Source organism: Gilliamella sp. B2889 (assembly GCF_026536885.1).
Classification (GTDB): domain Bacteria; phylum Pseudomonadota; class Gammaproteobacteria; order Enterobacterales; family Orbaceae; genus Gilliamella; species Gilliamella apicola_E.
In genome coordinates this window covers 52,912-71,423 of the sequence record NZ_JAFNNF010000007.1, presented here as the reverse complement: position 1 = coordinate 71,423, position 18,512 = coordinate 52,912, and the positions used below count along the sequence as shown (strand labels likewise).

At 36.8% G+C, this 18,512-nt stretch carries 22 protein-coding genes; 13 read left to right on the top strand and 9 right to left on the bottom strand.

Annotation, left to right across the window (positions count from 1 at the left end; all coding sequences use genetic code 11):
• Positions 1–35: 35 nt before the first annotated feature.
• The 4 genes from J3U09_RS10130 to zapB form a co-directional block, all read right to left on the bottom strand.
• A complete protein-coding gene (locus J3U09_RS10130) occupies positions 36–560 on the bottom strand; it encodes a C40 family peptidase (protein WP_267358129.1) in 525 nt (174 codons plus the stop codon).
• The gene (locus tag J3U09_RS10125; RefSeq protein ID WP_065733948.1) at positions 508–1,866 is read right to left on the bottom strand and encodes a DUF3482 domain-containing protein; all 1,359 of its coding nucleotides are present in this window, start codon (positions 1,864–1,866) and stop codon (positions 508–510) included. The genes J3U09_RS10130 and J3U09_RS10125 overlap by 53 nt, the downstream gene beginning before the upstream one ends.
• Before the next feature lies 1 nt (position 1,867).
• Positions 1,868–3,169, bottom strand: coding sequence for a DUF2868 domain-containing protein (locus J3U09_RS10120; protein ID WP_267358127.1), 1,302 nt, complete (start codon positions 3,167–3,169; stop codon positions 1,868–1,870).
• A gap of 74 nt (positions 3,170–3,243) precedes the next feature.
• Positions 3,244–3,489, bottom strand: coding sequence for a cell division protein ZapB (zapB, locus tag J3U09_RS10115; protein WP_065562652.1), 246 nt, complete (start codon positions 3,487–3,489; stop codon positions 3,244–3,246).
• A gap of 100 nt (positions 3,490–3,589) precedes the next feature.
• Between zapB and tpiA the strand changes: the two genes are divergently transcribed.
• On the top strand, positions 3,590–4,354 hold the full coding sequence (gene tpiA, locus J3U09_RS10110; RefSeq protein ID WP_065733946.1) for a triose-phosphate isomerase: 765 nt from the start codon (positions 3,590–3,592) through the stop codon (positions 4,352–4,354).
• A gap of 54 nt (positions 4,355–4,408) precedes the next feature.
• On the opposite strand, the gene J3U09_RS10105 is transcribed toward tpiA, so the two are convergent.
• Positions 4,409–4,636, bottom strand: a complete 228-nt coding sequence (locus tag J3U09_RS10105) for a helix-turn-helix domain-containing protein (RefSeq protein WP_065562654.1) — start codon at positions 4,634–4,636, stop codon at positions 4,409–4,411.
• Between the two features lie 155 nt (positions 4,637–4,791).
• Here J3U09_RS10105 and J3U09_RS10100 point away from each other — a divergent pair, with 155 nt between their 5' ends.
• From J3U09_RS10100 to J3U09_RS10065, 8 genes are all read left to right on the top strand, one after another.
• Positions 4,792–5,478 (top strand): LexA family transcriptional regulator, encoded by a 687-nt coding sequence (locus tag J3U09_RS10100; RefSeq protein ID WP_220225934.1) that lies wholly within the window; start codon positions 4,792–4,794, stop codon positions 5,476–5,478.
• A gap of 219 nt (positions 5,479–5,697) precedes the next feature.
• Entirely contained in the window at positions 5,698–6,816 is a 1,119-nt protein-coding gene (gene mnmA / locus J3U09_RS10095) for a tRNA 2-thiouridine(34) synthase MnmA (protein WP_267358125.1), read from the top strand.
• 1 nt (position 6,817) lies between these two features.
• Complete coding sequence (gene hflD / locus J3U09_RS10090; RefSeq protein WP_267358123.1) at positions 6,818–7,468, top strand: high frequency lysogenization protein HflD; 651 nt, start codon at positions 6,818–6,820, stop codon at positions 7,466–7,468.
• A gap of 28 nt (positions 7,469–7,496) precedes the next feature.
• Positions 7,497–8,864 (top strand): adenylosuccinate lyase, encoded by a 1,368-nt coding sequence (purB, locus tag J3U09_RS10085; RefSeq protein WP_267358121.1) that lies wholly within the window; start codon positions 7,497–7,499, stop codon positions 8,862–8,864.
• 112 nt (positions 8,865–8,976) lie between these two features.
• Positions 8,977–9,906 (top strand): hydroxymethylbilane synthase, encoded by a 930-nt coding sequence (gene hemC / locus J3U09_RS10080; protein WP_065562659.1) that lies wholly within the window; start codon positions 8,977–8,979, stop codon positions 9,904–9,906.
• Entirely contained in the window at positions 9,906–10,646 is a 741-nt protein-coding gene (locus tag J3U09_RS10075; RefSeq protein ID WP_267358119.1) for a uroporphyrinogen-III synthase, read from the top strand. The genes hemC and J3U09_RS10075 overlap by 1 nt, the downstream gene beginning before the upstream one ends.
• Positions 10,647–10,654: 8 nt before the next feature.
• Positions 10,655–12,010, top strand: coding sequence for a uroporphyrinogen-III C-methyltransferase (locus J3U09_RS10070; RefSeq protein WP_267358117.1), 1,356 nt, complete (start codon positions 10,655–10,657; stop codon positions 12,008–12,010).
• Positions 12,011–12,020: 10 nt separating this feature from the next.
• Positions 12,021–12,914 carry a heme biosynthesis HemY N-terminal domain-containing protein gene (locus J3U09_RS10065; protein WP_065562662.1) on the top strand — a complete coding sequence of 298 codons (894 nt, stop codon included), beginning with the start codon at positions 12,021–12,023 and terminating at the stop codon, positions 12,912–12,914.
• Positions 12,915–12,956: 42 nt separating this feature from the next.
• Here the strand turns inward: J3U09_RS10065 and J3U09_RS10060 are convergent, their stop codons facing one another.
• Both J3U09_RS10060 and J3U09_RS10055 read right to left on the bottom strand, forming a co-directional pair.
• Positions 12,957–13,280 carry an AzlD domain-containing protein gene (locus J3U09_RS10060; RefSeq protein ID WP_065562663.1) on the bottom strand — a complete coding sequence of 108 codons (324 nt, stop codon included), beginning with the start codon at positions 13,278–13,280 and terminating at the stop codon, positions 12,957–12,959.
• Complete coding sequence (locus tag J3U09_RS10055) at positions 13,277–13,972, bottom strand: AzlC family ABC transporter permease (RefSeq protein WP_267330708.1); 696 nt, start codon at positions 13,970–13,972, stop codon at positions 13,277–13,279. Before J3U09_RS10055 ends, J3U09_RS10060 begins: the two co-directional genes overlap by 4 nt.
• A gap of 170 nt (positions 13,973–14,142) precedes the next feature.
• On the opposite strand from J3U09_RS10055, the gene gmk reads away from it, so the two are divergent.
• Positions 14,143–14,772, top strand: coding sequence for a guanylate kinase (gene gmk / locus J3U09_RS10050; protein WP_267330707.1), 630 nt, complete (start codon positions 14,143–14,145; stop codon positions 14,770–14,772).
• A 44-nt stretch (positions 14,773–14,816) separates the two neighbouring features.
• On the opposite strand, the gene gloA is transcribed toward gmk, so the two are convergent.
• Entirely contained in the window at positions 14,817–15,224 is a 408-nt protein-coding gene (gene gloA / locus J3U09_RS10045) for a lactoylglutathione lyase (protein ID WP_255561379.1), read from the bottom strand.
• A gap of 222 nt (positions 15,225–15,446) precedes the next feature.
• Complete coding sequence (locus J3U09_RS10040) at positions 15,447–15,941, bottom strand: glycine zipper 2TM domain-containing protein (RefSeq protein WP_065733935.1); 495 nt, start codon at positions 15,939–15,941, stop codon at positions 15,447–15,449.
• A gap of 163 nt (positions 15,942–16,104) precedes the next feature.
• Between J3U09_RS10040 and J3U09_RS10035 the strand changes: the two genes are divergently transcribed.
• The 3 genes from J3U09_RS10035 to pgm are packed head-to-tail and all read left to right on the top strand — an operon-like array spanning position 16,105 to position 18,507.
• A complete protein-coding gene (locus J3U09_RS10035) occupies positions 16,105–16,284 on the top strand; it encodes a hypothetical protein (protein WP_065733934.1) in 180 nt (59 codons plus the stop codon).
• 21 nt (positions 16,285–16,305) lie between these two features.
• On the top strand, positions 16,306–16,818 hold the full coding sequence (locus J3U09_RS10030; RefSeq protein WP_065562668.1) for a hypothetical protein: 513 nt from the start codon (positions 16,306–16,308) through the stop codon (positions 16,816–16,818).
• 57 nt (positions 16,819–16,875) lie between these two features.
• Entirely contained in the window at positions 16,876–18,507 is a 1,632-nt protein-coding gene (pgm, locus tag J3U09_RS10025; protein WP_267331601.1) for a phosphoglucomutase (alpha-D-glucose-1,6-bisphosphate-dependent), read from the top strand.
• The last annotated feature ends 5 nt before the right edge of the window (positions 18,508–18,512 follow it).

The window sequence follows — 18,512 nt, the reverse complement described above, 5'->3', positions numbered from 1 at the left end:
TATAGAGAGTTTTTTATTATATTTATTAAACTTTTTTAACGACCAGTCACACGACGTGTCATCCAGTAATGTTTTTTCCAGTAATCTTCATTCAGATTTGAATAGATAACACCTTTTGAAGTTGAAGCATGTAAGAATTTACCATCTGCATAATAAATACCAACATGTAATCCGCTACGACTACGTCCAGTTTTGAAGAAGACTAAATCACCCGCTTTAGGCGTGGTAACTTTATAACCTAATTTAGCTTGTTCAGCAGCACTTCTTGGAAGGGTCTTTTGTAATCTATTTTTGTAGAAGTTCATAACTAAACCAGAACAATCACTACCAGCTAAAGTAGTACCACCATAACGGTAAGGTGTTCTCTTCCATTTTGAGTAGTGCTGTTCAATTTTGGCTAACATCACAGGATCAGATTTAACTGATACTTGGCTATGACTGCTACTACAACCAAATAATACGAATAATGATAAAATTAGTGAGCTTGCTAATAATCGCTTTTTAACGCTACCGCAGCTGCTGCGCAACTTCGTTAATAATCGATTGTCTTTTCTTGTCATTTCTTCTTGTTCCTTTATTCAACGTAGACCACTGCGAATAACGTCTTGCTACCTTTAAACTTTTAGGTAAAACGCCTTTTTGCCACTTATTTTCATCAAGTTTAGACAACTTAATTGGGCTAAGGTTCGCGTGGCTGCGAAAATTTAAACTCTCTTTAAGCTGAACTAATCGTAAAGAAAGAAAACAAATGATCACATCATCAACACTTAGTTTACTAAATCCAGAAAGCTGATAGCGCATTCTCGATCCATAATGCTTAGCAGTTTGCATTAAACTACCAACGGCTGCACCTATTAACGCAGCTGAACCAAATGATAATCCACCAGTTGCTAAATCAATGCTAGCACCGATTGTAGCGCCCGACACAAAACCTTTGGTCAAGTGAACCCCCATCGTTTTTAATGCATCAAGATTAAACAAGTCTGCATTATAACGGCCTTTGATTAAAGGCAAATTCTCTTCACTCTCTTGAGTTGAATCGAATTGATAGAGCTTCAATAAATCATTAATTGCTTTCTGTTCACGTTTTCTGACTTTATTTTGCATGTCAGCGACAGCTTGCTTATCATCAGATTTTGCCATTTCATAAAAAGCAGTCACATCAACTAATGCTTCTGCAATGATTTGGTTAGCTGTACGATTACGTGATTCACGAGTTTCAGCAATATTAACTAGCCAATTATCCAATATTTTTTTTGCTGGTTCAACCAATAACGCCAAGCTATTGTACAATTTTTCTTCACCGTCTAAGGGTGGAAAAACAGCGTTGAACCCAATGATAGCATGAATCCCCATTCTTGAAAGCAATCTTTTCCATTCCTTTTCATTCTGTTCCTCAGCTGAAATGAAGTTAAGTACTGCAAGAATCGGTTTATCGCTATTGGCTAAGATAGCTAATTCATCGTGATATTTAGGTAGAACGGGCTCTCGCACGTCGATCACATAGATAGCAGCATCACAATTTAACACCTGTCGGATTACTTTTGCTTCTTGATTGAAGAGGTTTTCAGCTTCTGGACTTTGTAAAAAAATCGTTAATTTATCGACTCCATCAAGCTTACTATTTGGCGATACAAGTTGATTGATATAGTCATAAAGCGCCAAACTGTCTTCAAATCCAGGTGTATCATAAAAAGTGATGTCGGTGTTATCCGCTAGTGGAAGTTTGATTGACTCTACATGTCTAGTAGTACCTGGCTTATCAGAAACATCACCAAAATGACTATCTCTTATTAATGCACGCAAAAGTGAAGTTTTACCAAAATTTGCATGTCCAACTATCGCTAATTTCAATGAAGTTATCATATTAATTATCCTGATCTAACCAACTAGGATTAGCTAACGGTAAAGATAACGATTGCCAATTATGTAATTGTTTACCTTGATTAATAAACCATATTCGACTTTGCTGTGATTTATTCATTAATTGTTGAACAAAATTTAATACCCCGCGATCTGGTGCTCGATCAGTATCGATTGCAATTAACACTTTATACGCTGGTTTTAATTGCAAAAGATCTAATATTGCATTTCGCTGCTCACGAGTATTTAAAAATCCGTAAAAATGCCCGTCATGCGGTGGATTCCAACTCTCATCTACATCCACAGCCACTAAATAGACACCACTTCCTTCTTCAATCTGTGAGATTGGTAGTTGCCATTTAGGTTCGCCTAACTTATCTTCATCCACCATTTGGGTTAAAAGTGGCTGTAATTGTTGGGATAGGATTTGAAAGTCAGGATCATCCAAATTTAATTTAATTTTTCGGCTACTCACAATCCAAGCGATGCCACAAAAAGTCATTAATAGAAATCGAACGGCTAATCCATAACAGATAAAAACACCTAATAGCCAAATCGCCCAAGAAGAACGAATGTCACCCTCACTTAAAGCGTGTTCACTAAGCTTAATCACATCATCATTTGGAATCGGAAAACCAAACAAAGATGGAACATAACCTAAATAATGAGTTAACTTAATAATAGTATCAGAACTTAATAAAGTAGTTTTCCACTCAAAACTGTAGTGCTGAGTTGAAAATAGCATCAATAAAACGAATAAAGCACTACATAAAATAACGACCCAAAAAAGATTCAGAACAAAACCAAGCAACCAACGGATTGAAGAACCAAATAAAGTGATAAAAGCCGGTACAAGCTGTTGCACTGTCTTTTTTTGATAAAGCTTTTGGGCTATCCACAACCAACAATGGATTAATAAACTACCACCAAAGCGAGAAAAGAAAAAAAATGAACCAATCCAAATAATGAGCGTAATAAAATGAACACCTAATAAACACAATAGCGCCCAATACAAATTGATTGGATTTTGACTCAAAGCGCTAAATGTTAATGAACCACCTAAAAAAATCGAAATTAACAGTAATAAACAGAAAGAAATTTTAATAGAACGTAAAATAACCTTTTGCGCAGAATATAAACCATTTTGTTTAGACAGTATCGTTGCACGTGTAATGATACGGTTAACCAAAGAGGTTGGCATAGCTTTAACTTGTCGATTAATATCTTGATCAGCAAATCGACCTGATTCGGATTCTATTAAATGAATGGTTTGAGTAAGCCATAAAGATTTTAGCTGTTCGCGCATTTAAATATCATCTTCACATTAATTAGTCGTCATAAAAGAAACGCGACCTAAGTCGCGTTAAAAAATTGAATCATTTACTGGGTTATTTCACCAATTTTGCTTAAAAGGGTTTGAATACGTTGTTGCCAAACTTGTTGATCTTGTTTTAACTTCTCATTTTCGTCACGTAATGCTTTCATCTCATCTGAACTATCATTAATTAATTGTTCAAGTTCATGATTGCCTTGCTTTAATCTCGAAATCTCTTCTTTCAAGGTATTAATAGTGTTTACAGTGTTTTGAATTTTAGTTTCTAATTGATTCAATATTTCTAATGACATATTTTTCCTCAAGCTCAATTTATTTGGTGTATAATAAGGAGTATTATAACGAATTCATTCTGAAATCAACACCTTTTTAAATCTTAAGTTGGAGAAAATTATGCGAAAACCACTCGTAATGGGTAACTGGAAACTCAATGGAAGTATCGAAATGGCTAAAGACTTAGTTGCAGGACTAAGAGCTGAGCTATCAACTGAAGCAAACTGCGATATTGCAATTGCACCACCGACTGTGTACTTAGATTTCGTTAAACATCAATTAGGTGGCTCAACTATTCTTTTAGGCGCACAAGATGTTGGTGTTCATCTTTCAGGTGCTTATACTGGTGAAGTCTCAGCCACTATGTTAAAAGAAATCGGTGTGACTCACGTGATCATTGGTCACTCTGAACGTCGTACTTATCATAAAGAATCAGATGAATTTATCGCTCAAAAATTCGGCGTATTAAAAGAAGCTGGACTCGTTCCTGTACTATGTATTGGTGAAACAGAAGCTGAAAACGAAGCAGGTCAAACTCAAGCAGTATGTGCTCGTCAAATTGATGCAGTAATTAATGCATTAGGTGTTCAAGCATTTAATGGTGCAGTAATTGCTTATGAACCAGTTTGGGCAATTGGAACTGGAAAATCTGCAACTCCAGCTCAAGCACAAGCAGTACATAAATTTATTCGTGACCACATTGCAAAACAAGATGCCGCTGTCGCTAAACAAGTTATAATTCAATACGGTGGTTCTGTAAATGACAAAAATGCAGCAGAACTATTCACTCAACCAGATATTGATGGTGCATTAGTTGGTGGAGCTTCATTAAAAGCAGATGCTTTTGCAGCGATTGTTAGAGCAGCAGAACAAGCTAAAAAATAAGAATTAAAATAAAAAAGACGCCTATAGAAGGCGTCTTCTTTTAAACTTTGTAACTTATTTTTTAACCTTATTTTCATACCTAGATGGCCAAATTTTTTCAACAGGCACTTGCAAATATTCAGAGATAATACGTTCATATTTTGGACAATGACGATATAAAGCATTACGTAAAGTATCAGCCTGTAAACCACTTGAACGTGAAAGAGCCCTTAAATTTCCGCCTCGAATTTTAATTTCACCTACAACTCTTGATGGTGTCCAGTCTTGATCTTGTTCTCTCATTATGAGATCCTCTATTGGTTAAATTTTTTGCTATTGTAAAGATTATCGGTATTACGATTCTAGAACGATAAAAAGTTACCGGCAAAGAATAGCACATAAAAAAACGAATTAAAATAATAAAAACAAAAAAAACACCGAAAATGGAATGAAATATAATGGAAACTAAAGAAAAAAAACAAAAAACCAAAGAAAAAACACGAACACTTAACGATACTTGTATTGAAACTTTTAAAAACCGATTAACTCTCCTATTAGAAGGTCGCTCAGGCAATGCATTTGCCAGAAGTGTTGGTATGTCCGAAGCCGTAATCCGTGATTACTTAAGTGGAAAAACCTATCCATCACTCAGTCGGTTGGCTACTATCGCAGATAAATGCGATGTGTCAATTGAATGGTTAGCAACAGGTAAAGGTGAATGTCGATTACTACCTGAAACGCTAAGCCGAGGTACAGTGAATGTTCCGTTTCTTAATAAGAACGAAACCATTAACGCATTCACAATTTTAGATACGATCCCATTTGATCTCACTTTAACTAAACATCAAGGTTGTGAAGCAGATGATCTTGCTGCTGTTTGGGCTAAAGGTGATTGTATGGAACCAACTATATCCAATCATGATATAGTCATTATTAATACAGCAAATAATAAACCAGTTGATGGTTTCCTCTATACTGTACAATATGACGATCAAATTACTATTAAACGAATTCAAAATCAAGGTTCAAATCTGTTATTGATTTCAGACAACCCAAAATACCCGACTATTACGAAAGCGAAAAATGAGCAAAAAGATTTTAAAATAATTGGTCATGTAATCTATTTATTGAAAAATCTCAATTAATATTGCCATAGCGCTTTTTTTTATTTTTACTCCATTGATGCAAATCAATGGAGTTTTTTATCACTCGATATTACATTTTTTTCTGCGAACAACATTGTAATAAAAATGTCATTAATAAAATTAAGCAATCTAATCACATTCCATACAGCATAACCTTATACATTTAGCCTTAATTATGCTAAAATCACCACAAAATTTTTGCCCATTAATTTAGTTATTATGCCAAATGTAAACACTCGAAAAAAAGTCGTTGTCGGCATGTCTGGCGGCGTAGATTCTTCCGTTTCTGCTTATTTATTACAACAACAAGGCTATGATGTTGTTGGTCTATTTATGAAAAATTGGGAAGAAGATGACACAGAAGAATATTGCTCTGCAGCTATCGACCTCGCTGATGCACAAGCAGTCTGTGACAAATTAAATATCAAACTCCATACCATCAACTTTGCTGCAGAATATTGGGACAATGTCTTTGAACATTTTTTATCTGAATACAAAGCAGGCCGAACGCCGAATCCAGATATTTTATGTAACAAAGAGATCAAATTTAAAGCATTTCTCGAATATGCAGAAGAAGATTTAAATGCCGATTATATTGCAACAGGTCATTATGTCCGTAAACGCGAAAATGGTGACAAGGTTGAATTACTCCGTGGAATCGACAACAACAAAGATCAGAGTTATTTTTTATATACGCTTAGTGAAGACCAAATTCGTCAAAGTTTATTTCCTGTTGGCGAACTTGAAAAACCACAAGTAAGAAAGATAGCAGAGCAACTTGGCTTAGCAACCGCAGCCAAAAAAGACTCAACAGGTATCTGTTTTATCGGAGAACGAAAATTCAGTGACTTCTTAGCTCGTTATTTACCTGCACAATCAGGCGTTATTCGAACCGTAAATGGTGAAGTTATTGGTCAACACCAAGGATTAATGTACCACACATTAGGTCAACGCAAAGGGCTTGGCATTGGTGGTCTAAAACAAGCCGACGACACTCCATGGTACGTAGTTGATAAAGATATTAAAAATAACGAATTAATTGTTGCTCAAGGTCATGACCATCCAGCACTATTTTCAAATGGTTTAATTGCCCAACAACTGCACTGGGTTGATCGTAAAATTGTTACCCAACCATTTCATTGCACAGTTAAAACGCGCTATCGTCAACAAGATATCTCTTGTTGTGTTACACCACTTGGTGAAGATAAAATTGAAGTCATGTTTGACAAACCTGTTGCAGCTGTCACACCAGGACAATCAGCAGTGTTTTATCAAAATGAAGTTTGCCTTGGCGGTGGAATTATCGAGGAACGAATTATAAGCAGTAAGGAGCATTAAAGTGAACAATAAATACCATCATATTGCAATAGCTCTTGCCGGCGCGACACAAAGCGCAACACTTATCCCTCAGCTTGCTAATACTGGGGTTTGTAATACGACAATTTATCAAGTATCGATAAAAAGCATATTCAACACATCACCAAAAACCACTGATGATGTTTATGATGGTATAAACAATATCAAAACAGGGTTAGAAACACTGATTACCCTACTCTCCTCTAACCAAAAACAGCATGTTGAACTGATTCGTTACCTTTTTGGCACCTTAAGTATTACCAGCAAACTATTAAAAAATAATGAAGCGTTAGATAAAATAGATCAACGTTTACAACGAATATCAGGCATATATCCTGAAATGAATAATGAAACAATCGACAATCATATTGACGACCTATCTTATTCATTAGCTGGAATCTATTCTGATATCATCAGCCCGTTAGCAACAAAAATCAAAGTGGTAGGTAAAGCTGAATATCTACAAAATTCATTAGTTCAAGCCAAAGTCAGATCTTCACTATTGAGTTGTGTTCGCTCGGCCATTTTATGGTATCAAGTTGGAGGAAGTCGCTTCCAATTCCTATTAAGTCGCAAACGAATAGCTAATGCAGCGCAAGAGTTATTAAAAGAAATTAATCAACAAAGTTATTAAATTAAAAAATAGCAACGGAGTAAAACCGATGGAATTATCTGCTCTAACCGCCCTATCACCAATTGATGGTCGTTATGGTGACAAAACAACAGAATTACGCACAATTTTTAGTGAATATGGTTTATTAAAATATCGCGTTCAAGTTGAAGTACGTTGGCTACAAAAATTAGCTAGCCAAGCAGATATTCTGGAGGTTCCAGCTTTAAGTGAGCTTGCCACTAAACACCTTAACCAAATTGTAGAAAACTTTGATGAACAAGATGCATTACGCATTAAAACCATCGAAAAAACCACAAACCATGATGTTAAAGCGGTTGAATATTTCCTAAAAGAGAAAGTAAACAGTAACGAAGAGCTACAAGCTATTAACGAATTTATCCACTTTGCCTGTACCTCAGAAGATATTAACAATCTATCTTACGCATTAATGCTAAAAACAGCGCGAGATACAGTAATCGTTCCTTATTGGAGTAAATTGATTGATATTATCACCGCTCAAGCTAAAGCTTATCGTGATCTGCCATTGCTATCAAGAACGCACGGACAACCCGCTACACCATCTACCATTGGTAAAGAGTTTGCTAATGTAGCCTACCGTTTAAAAAGACAACTTAAACAACTACAGTCAATTGAAATTCTAGGTAAAATCAATGGTGCGACAGGTAACTATAATGCACACATGGTGGCTTACCCACAAATCAATTGGCACAAATTTAGTGAAGAATTTGTCACATCATTGGGATTACAATGGAATCCATACACCACGCAAATTGAACCACATGATTATATTGCCGAATATTTTGATTGTGTTGCGCGTTTCAATACCATCATGATCGACTTTGATCGTGATGTTTGGGGTTATATTGCACTAAATCATTTCAAACAAAAAACCATCGCTGGTGAGATCGGCTCTTCCACCATGCCACACAAAGTTAACCCAATTGATTTTGAAAACTCTGAAGGTAACTTAGGTATAGCTAACGCTATTATGAGTCACTTGGGTAGCAAACTACCTATTTCTCGTTGGCAACGAGATTTAACTGACTCAACAGTATTACGTAACCTCGGTGTAGGTATTGGTTATGCGATCATCGCTTATCAATCGACCCTAAAAGGCTTAAATAAACTTGAAGTCAATCAAGAATATCTACTTGAAGAGCTTAACCGTAATTGGGAAGTGCTAGCCGAACCAATTCAAACCGTAATGCGCCGTTATGGTATCGAAAAACCATACGAAAAATTAAAAGAACTTACTCGCGGTAAACGTGTTGATGCACAAGGAATGCAACAATTCATTGACTCGTTAGCTTTACCTGAACATGAAAAAGCAAGATTAAAACAATTAACTCCGGCAAATTATATTGGTTATGCAATTCGTTTTGTCGATGAACTTTAAGCGGCACATTTAAACCGTAAAAAAATAAAAATGTCTTCATGCCTAAAGCGCTCAAAACTTTAGGCAAATCGACTCAAGAGTTAAAGAAAAGATAAACAAAGATTTGAAAGGAATGGAAACACCATTGAAAATTCGCATCGCCACACGTAAAAGCCCCTTAGCACTTTGGCAGGCTAACTATGTAAAAGAACAACTGACAGCTATCCATAGCGATCTGACTGTGGAACTGCTTCCTATGGTAACCAAAGGTGATGTGCTTTTAGATAGTCCACTGTCAAAAATTGGTGGAAAAGGATTATTTGTAAAACAACTAGAGCAAGCCATATTAAACAACGAAGCTGATATTGCTGTTCACTCAATAAAAGATATTCCCGCCCAATTCCCGGAGGGACTAACCCTATCAACCATCTGCCAACGCGATGACGTACGTGATGCACTCATATCAAACCAATATCAAAGCTTGGACGATTTACCGCAAGGCGCCATTGTAGGCACCTCAAGTCTAAGACGCCAATGTCAATTACGAGCAAAATATCCACATCTCATCATAAAAGATTTACGTGGAAATGTAGGCTCTCGTCTAGCAAAATTAGACGATCAACAATACGATGCCATCATCCTCGCCGCTGTCGGTTTAAAGCGATTAGGATTACAAGAACGAATCAAACAATATATAACAACAGATCTAATCTTACCGGCGGTTGGGCAAGGTGCGGTTGGCATTGAAACCCGATCAAATGATGACACGATTCTTAAATTACTTGCACCTCTAGACGATAAAAACAGCCGAATTTGTATCCAAGCAGAAAGAGCAATGAATCAAGCCTTACAAGGTGGTTGCCAAGTGCCAATCGCCTGCTATAGTCAATTAACGAATGATTTATTAACTTTAACCGGGTTAGTTGGTAGTATTGATGGGAGCAAAATCATTAAAGCGACGCTAACCAAATCAGCAACCGAGCCTGAAACCTTAGGTCAACAACTGGCATCAGAATTGTTAGCCAAAGGAGCTGATAAAATTTTAGCGGAAATAATTGATTGATGATTTATATTACTCGCCCTTCCCCCGAAGGGGATAAGCTAACCCAGCAATTAAATCAAGCAAATATTCCGGCAACCCATCTCCCATTATTCAAAATCTTAGCAGGTCACGGACTAAATAGCCTTCAACAACAGCTCAACCAACTTGCGCCATCAGATATCGTAATTGTGGTATCGCCACAAGTCAGCTATATGATAAAAGAACATCAACCTAATCTAAGCTTTCCTAAACATCTACGCTATTTTGCCATTGGCAAAAAGTCAGCTCTATTGTTTAGTCAACAAGCTGACGTTCACGTTGATTATCCAAATGAAGAACATAGTGAGGGATTATTACCACTATTGACTGACTTGCAAGGCCGTTCCGTTTTAATTTTGTGTGGAAACAATGGACGGCAATTGCTGTCTCAAGAGTTGCAACAAAAAGCAAACGTGACCTCAATACAATGTTATTTTCGTCAATCAATTCAATATCCAGCCAACATACTAACTGATGATATTGCTCAACAAATCCTACTCGTAACAAGTGTCGATCACCTACTCCAACTCGACACATATTGCCAAAATAGACATAAATATGAAGCACAATTGGTGGTAACTAGCCCACGGATATTCGAAAAAGCCAAGCAACTAAATTGGCATAACGTTTTACAAATTGTTAGCGCAAATAATGAATTTTTATTTAAAACAATGATAACTCTATGTCATAATGCGGAAAATATTTCTCAAAAATCTAAATGAGGTAATTTATGCCATCTAGATATTATGGTGCCAATGCAACACTATCAAACATCAGCACCACTTCATTTAGCCAAATAAAAAAGACAGAAGCGAATAATATGATGAATATAAATAAAAAAGAGCCAAAACCTTCTAGTCCTAAACCTGAGCCATCAGTCAATACGCTAAAAGCGCCAGTATCAAAACTCTCAATACTCGCCATCGGATTAACAGTTTGCTTAGGTGGATTGATCTATTTTCAAGGTTATAGACAGCTCCAAAACCAAACACATGAAATCTCAACGCTACAAACTGAAATTGCCAATTTAAAACAACATACCAAAGCAAGTATAATTAAAGATCTTCAAAGTAATATTGATGATGCCATCAATAAACAAAACCAACAGTTTTCATTATTAACACAACGCGTTGACCGTCAATTAAGCGACAACCAAAAAGCTCAACAGCAACTTACTGAACAAGTTAATGATACCAATAAATTAAACGAGCAAAACCTAAATAGCCTCAACGAACGTTTAGCAGCCGTATCGACTCTGGATAACAACGTTTGGCTCATCTCGCAAGCAAACTACCTAGTGCATTTAGCGGGAAGAAAAATCTGGAGCGATCAAGACTACACCAGCGCCCGTTTATTACTCAAAAGTGCAGATGAAAGCTTAGCGAAAACAAATGATCCAAGCTTACTCCCTGCTCGACAAGCCATCACCAAAGATATTAACTCACTATCTCAAGTCACTTTTGTTGACGCTGATGGCATAATCCTAAAATTACTTGGTTTAACTGAATCAATAACAGAATTACCATTAGTTGGAAACTATAAAGATATCGATCTGGGCATGAATCAATATGACGATACTCTTGCTAACAACGCCAATACTTCAGCAGATAATGTCACCCATTCAACAGATGATTGGTCAGATAATTTACTTGCTAATGCTTCAACATTTATGGATAAATTCATCAAAATTGAAAAATTAGATGTAAAAGATAACCATTTTTCTGAGTGTCTAGACAAAGCTGGAAGTGACGAAAAGCAAATTGTTAAATGCCAGATCCTAAAAACACCACTTAGTGCAGAACAATCACTTTACCTGCGCGAAAATATCCGTTTCCGCCTATTAATTGCTGCTCAAGCAGTACCAAGACATCAAGAACTCATTTATCAACAAGCGCTAAATGATACCGCAATTTGGGTCAATGCGTATTTTGATGGTAATGCCCCAAGTGTAAAAGCATTCATAGATGAGCTTGAAAACTTACAAAACCAACCAATCAGTAACCAAAATATACCTGATAAACTCGACAGCATTACTGAACTTGAAAAATTAATGCAAACCCGCGTTAAATCGATATTAGGTAAATAGGAGAATAATAATGTTCAAAATACTCATTATATTCCTAGTATTAGTTGGTGGATTTTTCCTTGGGCCATTGTTTGAAGGCCACCAAGGTTCTGCGGTATTCGAAGTTGCCAAATATCGTATCAGCATGTCATTTAACTCATTTATGATTTTGCAAATCATTGGTTTGCTCTGCCTATACTTAATCTATAAATTATTCTCTAAAATCTTCAATACCAAATTGGGTAATTGGTTTAGATTACGATCGCCAAAAAAATCAATTAAACGTATTGAACAAGCGCAATTTTATTTATTAGAAGGTGATTACCGACAAGCAGCAAAACTATTTATGAAAAGTGCCAAAGGAGCAAAAAGTTCGACACTATCTTACTTACTTGCTGCTCAAGCACAAATTGATGATGACCAACTTATCGCCGCTAATCAATCTTTAGAGCAAGCAGCTAAAAGTTGTCAACCAAATGAATTATTTGCTTTTCAGCTTGTACAAATTCGGTTACAAATCAAAAATCACGAATATAGCTCAGCCAAAATCACAATCGAAAAACTGCTAAACGAAAAACCGCGTAACATTGAGCTCCTAAAATTAGCAGACCAGCTATATTATGAATCACAAGATTATCAAGCGGTGATAGAACTGTTACCGATCTTATACAAAACCAAAGCTTACCCTGATTCGCAACTCGATCAGTTCAAACAAGCGGCTTATATTGGTCGTATAAAACAGTTATCTACGGATATTGATCCTTTAGCTTTAATAAAATGGTGGAAAAAACAACCAAAATCTATCATTAACAATCTTGCCAATCAAAAAGCAATGGCCAACTACCTAACTCAATTAGGTCAAACGGCCGAAGCTGAAAGACTAAAAAGAAACATCATGCGATTAGAGCAAAAAGAACAATGTTGACATAAAAAAACAGGGCAATCGCCCTGTTTTTTTTATTTATCGCTAAAGAATAAAATACCGAATCAAAGCCATACAACTCATACCCGTAATCACCACCCACATCAGGTTTCGTGTCAATATCGCCACGATAATAGTTGGCACAGCGGCTAAACAATATTCCAGATTAAAAGAAGGAAACTCACCTTGCTTAACAATAAACAAATTTTGCACAAATAGCGCAGTTAAAATACAGATAGGCACATAAGATAGAAAACGAATCACGATTTCAGGCAATTGCAATTTTCTAACTAATAAAAATGGAATAACTCGCGGTAACCAAGTCACCACACCACTCCCCAAAATAATCAACAAACTATACAAACTCATGCCTTACGCTCCACAATAATACCCATAAAGCAGCCAGCAAAAGTACTAAATAATATTGCCATTTCGGACGATACAAATCGCAATAAAAAGACCAGCACCACAGTTACGGTTAACATTGCAATAATCAGATTTCTAATGGTTTTTGTTTTATCACCAGTTAACTGCAAATATAATAAACCAATAAACATCGCAACTAATGCATAATCTAAACCAAACTGAGCAGGATTCGGCAACCACTCGCCAATCAATGCACCAACTAAACAGGATAATATCCACGCCAAATAAGCAGTAACATTCAGCCCATGCATCCAAGGCGGATTGATCGGCGTTTTATTAGCAATGGCATTCATCGCAACCGCAAAACTCTCATCGGTTAATAAGCTACCAATCCCAATATTATTTAAAAGCGAAAAACGCCGAAAAGCAGGTGCAGTAGCCATACTCATCAAAAAATGGCGTGAATTAACCAAAAAAACAGTAAATATCACAGCCGAAATCGGAGTTGCTACAATCATTAAACCCGTGATGATAAATTGCGATGCACCCGCATAAATGATAGCAGCCATCAAGGTGATTTCTAACACTGACAAATTAGAGGCTTTACCCACTACACCCGCAGCGATACCAATTCCAATATACCCCAATAAGGTGGGAATACAGGCACGCACACCATCTTCAAACGTTAATGACATCTTTCATTCCTTACAAACTGATATCTTGAATAATTATAATAATAAAGATTAGATTGCAGACAATTAATTAGACTAAAAACAATAAGCCGCATTTTATAATCAAACTTTGCTATAATAGAGTATAACAACGCTCTATCAAAACCATTTATTATATTACGGTAAAATTATTTATGTATACAGGCACTTTATTTATCATTTCAGCACCAAGTGGTGCAGGCAAATCAAGCCTGATTCGCGCCTATTTAGCACAAACTAATCACCATCCGGCTAAAGTTTCAATCTCTCATACAACCAGAAACCCAAGACCGGGCGAAAAACAAGGTGAACACTACTATTTTGTAGACAATCAAGAATTTGAATCACTTATAAAACAAAATGCCTTTGTTGAATATGCTCACGTCTTTGACCACTACTATGGCACATCCAAAGCTGAAATCGAACAATCATTACAGCAAGGAATAAATGTCTTTCTTGATATCGATTGGCAAGGTGCACAGCAAGTAAGACAGCAAATGCCTGAATCAAAAAGCATCTTCATTTTACCGCCATCACTAAAAGAGCTTGAAAATCGACTGATTAAACGAGGCCAAGACGATGCGAATATCATCAGCAAAAGAATGCACAAAGCTCAATCTGAAATATCGCATTATAACGAATATGACTACATCATAATAAATGATGATTTTGATGAATCATTAACAGCACTTAATGCCATTATGACAACAGCGAGTCTTGAGCAAGCAAAACAAACCATCACACACCAACAACTTATTGATGACCTGCTTGCACCAAAATATTAATAGATTTGAAAAAAATATCGCCGAAAAATCGGCGATATAACGTATTAATTACCTAACGCTTCAGACGCTTGGCTATTTTGAATTAACTCCAGCTTATAACCATCGGGATCTTCAACAAAAGCAATAATCGTCTTACCACCTTTAACCGGCCCCGCCTCACGAGTCACACGACCACCCGCTTGACGAACGTCTTCGCACATCTTAGCCACATCATCAACCCCAATAGCAATATGACCAAACGCCGTACCATGATCATATTTATCCGTCCCCCAATTATAGGTCAACTCAATCACCGAACTTTCAGACTCATCACTATAACCAACAAAAGCAAGAGAGTATTGATATTCAGGATTCTCACTTGTTCTAAGCAACTTCATTCCCATTATACGAGTATAAAAATCAATTGAACGTTTTAGATCGCCGACGCGGATCATAGTATGTAAAATACGCATTGCAGTACTGTTCCTTATTACAATTAAACATCTAACTTGAGTTTATCTATTTGCACCAAACCAAGCAAATTTTTATGCTGACAAAATAATCAATTAAGAGAATTTAAAAATAGGTAAAATGGGAAAAAAGGAAAAAATGGAAGAAAGAGAAGAAAAAAAATACCTTCACGAATCATACAATAAGTGAAGGCGAACAAATCAGTAAGATTTGAAAAGGAACCTTTAATATCTTGAATTATATTTTGGTGCTGCACTAATACGTTTACCGTTAGAGATCAGTTTCACTTTTTGACCAGGGTAAAACTGCTTAGCATCACCTTTTTGAACAATAACAATCGTTGAACCTTTATCTTGTTTGATTTCTAATTCAACCGCTGCAGCTTGGCTTGCTTTGTTTTCGATAGCATCACCTAAAATTGCACCACCTACAGCACCGGTAGCTGCAGCTAAAATTCGCCCAGTACCATTACCAATTGTATTACCTAATACTCCCCCGATGACTGCGCCGCCTAAAGGACCCGCAACATTGCCACCATTTTTGCCATCAGAGTTAGCTTGAATCTTCACAGCTCTTACAGCAACAACTGTACCATAACTTACTTGTTGAACTTGCTTAGCTTGATCGGTTGTATAAACATCGCCAGAATAAATATCACTATTACTGCACCCAGATAAAATTGCTGCTAGTATAGTTAATGTGACGATTTTTTTCATAATTTATTCCTCATATATTGAGTATAAAATTTTATACCTCTAATAGCATAATATTCTTTTGCAAAAACGACAACATCATTTTCACAATTTTATCATTTGATAATATAATTTATAATCAACTTAGGTTATACTCAGCTCAATAGTTAATCTACCATACAATAAGTACATGAAACGGTTATTTTTTCCTTTAATATTATCAGTTATGATAACTGCCTGTCATGATGAAAATCAAAAAGCAACGACGAAAAATGAAACCGTCACTCATCAATCTAAGCTTGATTGTATGAATGACAAACCGAATTTAAATCTTGACGCCATCGCAGCTGATGGTTGTCCAGTAAAATAATTTTATAGGCAAAATAACAGCATGAAAACTATCGAAATCGACGAAGAACTTTATCAATTTATTGCAGGTCAAACTCAACATATAGGTGAAGATGCTTCAAGTATTTTAAGACGATTATTAAAGTTCAACCAATTGTCAGCAATCGAAATTGCCCCATCAGAACTCACTGAAAACAATTATTCAGTTATTGAAAACCTCATTAAAAGTGAAAGATTTACAAAAGAAAGATCTACCATCAGTCGATTTTTAACGGTATTAAACGCGCTATACAACTACAACTCAGCACTATTCTCCATTGCAGCGACCTCACTCCATGGTAGAAAGCGTCAATACCTAGCTAAAGACAAAAAAGCACTTGAAACCTCAGGTAAAAATACCAAACCACGAGAAATCATTGGCACCCCATACTGGGTCATTAGCAACACCAATACTGCTCGTAAAATACTCATTATTGAATCGATTATGAGTGACATGGGAATATCAGAAAGCATGATAAACCAAGTGACTCATGCATTCTCACCATCAAGTAAATAAAAATTCACGCAATGAACACAAAAGTGAATAAAACGAATTGTGAAAGAGGAGTAAAAAATGGATAAGCCAAGTCGTGCGGGATTGTTAGCGCAACCGACAGACCTAATAAATGTCGAAACATTAAAAAACAATTACTACCAAATCAAACCAGATACAGACAATATCAGCCAACTGGTCATCTTTGGTACATCGGGTCACCGTGGTAGCTCAAACAAAGGCACCTTTAACGAAGCTCATATTCTAGCCATTGCACAAGCGGTGGCGGAATACCGCAAAGCTAACAACATCACTGGTCCTTGCTTTATTGGCCAAGATTCCCACGCCTTATCCGAACTTGCGCTAAAATCCGTTTTAGAAGTCTTTATTGCTAACGAACAAACCGTAGTTATCGCTCAAAACTGGGGTTACACACCAACGCCAGTAATATCGCACGCCATCTTAACTTACAATAAACAATCACAATTAGCTGACGGCATCGTTATCACGCCATCACACAACCCACCTGAAGATGGCGGAATCAAATACAATCCAACTAACGGCGGGCCTGCTGATACTGACATCACCAAACAGATCGAAAATCGCGCTAACGAACTACTCAAAGCCAACCTAAATGGTGTCAAACGCGTCACGATCGAAAAAGCGATAAAATCTGACTACCTGCATACTAAAGAATATGAAACCGATTATGTTAATGACCTGCAAAACATCGTCGATCTATCGCTTATCAAATCATCATCACTCAAAATTGGGGTTGACCCGCTTGGTGGCGCCTGTATTACCTATTGGCCACGCATTGCTGAAAAATATGGCTTAAACCTAGAAATCGTTAACAACAAAATCGACCCAACATTTAGCTTTATGCATCTTGACCATGATGAAATTATCCGCATGGATTGCTCAAGCCGTTGGGCAATGGCAGGATTACTAAATCTAAAAGACAAATTCGATCTAGCCTTTGGCAACGACACCGATGCTGACCGCCACGGTATCGTCACCCCAAAAGGACTAATGAACCCAAATGCCTACTTATCAACCTGTGTAAACTACCTATTCCAAAACCGCCCACAATGGCACAAAGATATCGCAATCGGTAAAACACTTGTAACTAGCTCAATGATCGACCGCGTAGCTAACAGCTTAAACAAAAAATACCTTGAATATCCGGTTGGTTTTAAATGGTATGCTGATGGACTCTATCACGGCAAACTCGGATTTGCTGGTGAAGAAAGCGCAGGCGGATCATTCCTAAGAACCAACGGCAAAGTCTGGACAACTGATAAAGACGGCATCATCTTATGTCTACTTGCTGCAGAAATGACGGCCAAAATTGGCAAAAATCCGCAAGAACAATATCAAGAGCTTGAAGACAAATTTGGTATCTCATACTATGGACGCATTCAAGCTTCGGCTACATTTGCTGAAAAACAAAAACTGGCCAAACTTGATGCAAGCCAATTAACCACAGACAAACTAGCCGGTGAAGAAATAACCCAATGCCTCACTACCGCGCCAGCAAATAATGCGCCAATTGGTGGATTAAAAGTGATCACCCAAAACGGCTGGTTTGCAGCTCGCCCATCGGGAACGGAAGACGCATATAAAATCTATGCCGAAAGCTTTATCAGCAACGAACACCTTGCCACCTTACAGCAAGAAGCACAACAAATAGTGGCAAAAGCAATAAAATAAAAAGC

Coding starts and splice junctions, on each gene's coding strand:
- J3U09_RS10130 (WP_267358129.1), bottom strand. CDS start 560: ATGACAAGAAAAGACAATCGATTATTAACGAAGTTGCGCAGCAGCTGC.
- J3U09_RS10125 (WP_065733948.1), bottom strand. CDS start 1,866: ATGATAACTTCATTGAAATTAGCGATAGTTGGACATGCAAATTTTGGT.
- J3U09_RS10120 (WP_267358127.1), bottom strand. CDS start 3,169: ATGCGCGAACAGCTAAAATCTTTATGGCTTACTCAAACCATTCATTTA.
- zapB (WP_065562652.1), bottom strand. CDS start 3,489: ATGTCATTAGAAATATTGAATCAATTAGAAACTAAAATTCAAAACACT.
- tpiA (WP_065733946.1), top strand. CDS start 3,590: ATGCGAAAACCACTCGTAATGGGTAACTGGAAACTCAATGGAAGTATC.
- J3U09_RS10105 (WP_065562654.1), bottom strand. CDS start 4,636: ATGAGAGAACAAGATCAAGACTGGACACCATCAAGAGTTGTAGGTGAA.
- J3U09_RS10100 (WP_220225934.1), top strand. CDS start 4,792: ATGGAAACTAAAGAAAAAAAACAAAAAACCAAAGAAAAAACACGAACA.
- mnmA (WP_267358125.1), top strand. CDS start 5,698: ATGCCAAATGTAAACACTCGAAAAAAAGTCGTTGTCGGCATGTCTGGC.
- purB (WP_267358121.1), top strand. CDS start 7,497: ATGGAATTATCTGCTCTAACCGCCCTATCACCAATTGATGGTCGTTAT.
- hemC (WP_065562659.1), top strand. CDS start 8,977: ATGGAAACACCATTGAAAATTCGCATCGCCACACGTAAAAGCCCCTTA.
- J3U09_RS10075 (WP_267358119.1), top strand. CDS start 9,906: ATGATTTATATTACTCGCCCTTCCCCCGAAGGGGATAAGCTAACCCAG.
- J3U09_RS10070 (WP_267358117.1), top strand. CDS start 10,655: ATGCCATCTAGATATTATGGTGCCAATGCAACACTATCAAACATCAGC.
- J3U09_RS10065 (WP_065562662.1), top strand. CDS start 12,021: ATGTTCAAAATACTCATTATATTCCTAGTATTAGTTGGTGGATTTTTC.
- J3U09_RS10060 (WP_065562663.1), bottom strand. CDS start 13,280: ATGAGTTTGTATAGTTTGTTGATTATTTTGGGGAGTGGTGTGGTGACT.
- J3U09_RS10055 (WP_267330708.1), bottom strand. CDS start 13,972: ATGTCATTAACGTTTGAAGATGGTGTGCGTGCCTGTATTCCCACCTTA.
- gmk (WP_267330707.1), top strand. CDS start 14,143: ATGTATACAGGCACTTTATTTATCATTTCAGCACCAAGTGGTGCAGGC.
- gloA (WP_255561379.1), bottom strand. CDS start 15,224: ATGCGTATTTTACATACTATGATCCGCGTCGGCGATCTAAAACGTTCA.
- J3U09_RS10035 (WP_065733934.1), top strand. CDS start 16,105: ATGAAACGGTTATTTTTTCCTTTAATATTATCAGTTATGATAACTGCC.
- J3U09_RS10030 (WP_065562668.1), top strand. CDS start 16,306: ATGAAAACTATCGAAATCGACGAAGAACTTTATCAATTTATTGCAGGT.
- pgm (WP_267331601.1), top strand. CDS start 16,876: ATGGATAAGCCAAGTCGTGCGGGATTGTTAGCGCAACCGACAGACCTA.